The following is a 3,054-nucleotide window of genomic DNA, read 5'->3' as shown; positions in this document are numbered from 1 at the left end:
CGTCGGGGCGAGCATCAGGCCGCCGAGTACAAGCGTATCGCAAAGGGAGGCCGGGAGGTCTGGATCCAGGCCAGCTACAATCCACTCGTGGGCCGCACCGGCAAGCCCTACGGCGTGTTCAAGTGCGCGACCGACATCACCGCGCAGAAGCTGCGCAACACGGACAATCAGGGCAAGCTCGACGCCCTTGACCGCTCACAGGGCATCATCGAGTTCACCCTCGACGGCACCATCGTCACCGCCAATGCCAACTTCCTGGGGGTGGTCGGCTATGACCTCGACGAGGTGAGGGGCAAGCATCACTCGATGTTTGTCCCCGCTGCCAAGCGTGAGAGCGCCGCCTACTGCGCGTTCTGGGAGGCGCTCGGTCGCGGCGAATCCCAGCAGGCCGAGTATAAGCGCATCGGAAAGGGCGGGCGAGAGGTCTACATCCAGGCCACCTATAACCCGGTGAGCGACGCCTCTGGGCGGCTCGTCAAGGTGGTCAAGTTTGCCACCGACATTACCTCCGCCGTCACCGAGCGCCTGCGCCGGGCCGAACTTCACCGCGGCGTCGACCGCGACCTTGACGGCATCGCCGCTTCGATCTCGCACGCCTCGCGGCAGGCAGTGGGTGTGGCGAGCGCCGCCGAGCAGGCTTCGGGCAATACGCAGGGCGTCGCCGCCGGCGCTGAGGAACTGGCCTCGTCGGTTGGCGAGATCGGTCGGCAGGTCAGCTTGGCACTGCAGGTTACCAGGCGAGCCGTCGAGCAGGCCAATGCGACCTCGACCGTAGTCGCCGGGCTGGCCGCATCAGCACAGCGCATCGGCGACGTGGTCGCCTTGATCTCGGGCATCGCCTCGCAGACCAACCTGTTCGCTCTCAACGCTACCATCGAGGCGGCCCGAGCCGGCGAGGCCGGAAAGGGGTTCGCGGTCGTCGCCACCGAAGTGAAGCAGCTCGCCGCGCAGACAGCCCGAGCAACCGAGAGCATCAGCGGCCAGATTGCCGAGACGCAGACGGCGGCGAACCAAGCGGCGACCGCCATCTCGGGCATCGGCGAGACCATCGGCGAGGTCAACGACATCTCCTCGGCCATCTCGACAGCTGTTGAGCAGCAGTCCGCAGTCGCACAAGAGATGTCCGCCAACATGCAAGCCATGACGCAGGCGGTCTCCGAGATCAGCCGCAGCGTCAGCTTGATCGCCATCTCCACCCAGGAGGTCAATGCCTCGGCACGCCTGGTTCGCGAAGCGTCTCGCAACATGGTTGCCTGAGGATCGGCCGGCCGCATTGGACGCAGATGCTATCCGTTACGGTATGCTCATGCAGACAGGGTTTGCCGCGCATAGCTCGCGCATGATGCATAGCTCGCGCGTGATGCGAGCAGAGCGGGCTCACGCGAAGAGCGATGAGATCAAGGCGCTCGTCGGGCAGGCTTGAGCGGTTGAGGTGGGCGCGTAGCGTAGGGCGGACGCCCCTTCGCCTGGTTGGCACGAATGCGCTCGCGCAGGAGAACCGCGCGCTGCGCGATCGCCGCTGCATCACATTGCCGGCACGGGCCACCGCGACTGGTGGCAAGACAGTTGTCCGGGTTCTGACAAACGGGACGGGTCATTGCCCGATCTTAATCCATCCGCGTCGACTTCATCCATAGAGCGGCGAGGATGCGCCTCAACGAGGCAGTTACCCGCTACGCGACTGACTTGATGCGGCGGGGATCGCCGAGGGGCCGTGTTCCGGCCGGTGTCGCGGTCGGACAGGGTTCGAATGACAATGTGGGGTACAACCCTGCCCGCCTCACCACCCAGGCCGTCGCCGACATCGTGAAGCAGTACGCGACCGCCGCCGGGCTCGACGCCTCGACGTTCGGGGCTCACTTCCTACGGGCCGGCTACATCACGACTGCTGCCGAGCGCGAGGCGGATCCCGCCCGCATCATGGATCAGTCCGGGCACCGGGATACCCGGACCGAGGTCGGCTACGTCCGGCGCGCGAACGCCTTCAAGGAACACGCGGGGAGCGGGTTTTTATAGGCGTGGCGCCTGTTGCCCGTGCGTTCCCACCAGAGGTGGCGGAGGTGCGCGAGCTGTTCATGGTGCCCTCGAGGAAGCGCTAATCCTTCACCGCTATCTCACGCATGGGCCGCGTTGCGTATCGGCCCTTAGCCCCGTCAGGCCACCCAGCTGGCGGGGCTCGCTGTTTCAAGGATGCCTTACCCCCCCCCCGACCCTACCTGCTACGGAACCGCTACAGGCGGCCCACCCGGACATCAGCGGGCGAGATGCATCACGAGAAGGCTGTCGATGAGCTCGGTAAGCGCTTGATGCTGAGGGGTGCCTGCGTTGCGTATGAGGAAATCCGGGACGCTCTCCTCAGTCGTGCCGTAGCCTGTCGCAGGATCGTGAGTGCATCGAACGACAGGCACACCCTGTGGGTCAGTTGTCAGGAGCCAGTACGTGGCATCCTCTCCTGTGTGCAGGACGTAAGGCTGAGCGGGCGCCGTGAATGTGTCCACGGATACGCCGAGCACGTCGGCGATCTCATTCAGGCGACGCAACCTGTATGAAGGTGGGCGCGGTATTTTGGCCGGGAATGATGCCACGTTCATACTCGCCTCCTCTCTCGCAGGAACCTTCGATTTAGGAAAATATACTCTATATCAGTGTGCCTCGCTTCCGCGTGCGTCAATAACATATGGAACAAATGCGCTACAACCTCGATAGACCATGCAATCTTGGCGTGCGTCGCAGGCTTGCAATATGCCGAACCCGCTCACCCGATCCGTACTTGCCTTCGTGCCTGACGCACTGACCGCTTCTCAGGTTGGCACTTGGGAAACTAATCCTATTTCCGACAATACTCTCAGTGATGCCACGACCGCCGCCCTGTTCGGCGTCGAACCAGCTCAGGCTGCCGAGGGGTTACCGCTTGCTATATACGCTCGAGCAGTCCATCCGGATGATCGAGTTGCCCTCTACGACACGCTCATGCGGGTGCGTTCTTATGGCGGCTTATTCGTCATCGAGTATCGCACGTGTCCTGCTCCTGGTGTGATGAACTGGGTGCTTGCA

3 protein-coding genes are annotated in these 3,054 nt (G+C 63.7%); all 3 read left to right on the top strand.

Annotation, left to right across the window (positions count from 1 at the left end; translation table 11 throughout):
* A partial coding sequence (locus tag A5481_RS31995; protein ID WP_064504524.1) for a PAS domain-containing methyl-accepting chemotaxis protein occupies positions 1-1,257 on the top strand: 1,257 nt, incomplete at its 5' end.
* Between the two features lie 390 nt (positions 1,258-1,647).
* A complete protein-coding gene (locus A5481_RS31990) occupies positions 1,648-2,016 on the top strand; it encodes a tyrosine-type recombinase/integrase (protein ID WP_082173610.1) in 369 nt (122 codons plus the stop codon).
* Between the two features lie 726 nt (positions 2,017-2,742).
* On the top strand, positions 2,743-3,054 hold a 312-nt coding region (locus A5481_RS35015), incomplete at its 3' end, for a PAS domain-containing protein (RefSeq protein WP_245298706.1).

Origin of the sequence: Methylobacterium platani (assembly GCF_001653715.1) — a bacterium.
Classification (GTDB): Bacteria; Pseudomonadota; Alphaproteobacteria; order Rhizobiales; family Beijerinckiaceae; genus Methylobacterium; species Methylobacterium platani.
This window is presented reverse-complemented; position numbering and strand designations above follow the sequence as displayed.

Excerpts from the sequence above, each read along its gene's own strand:
- A5481_RS31990 (WP_082173610.1), top strand. The coding sequence starts at position 1,648 with ATGCGCCTCAACGAGGCAGTTACCCGCTACGCGACTGACTTGATGCGG.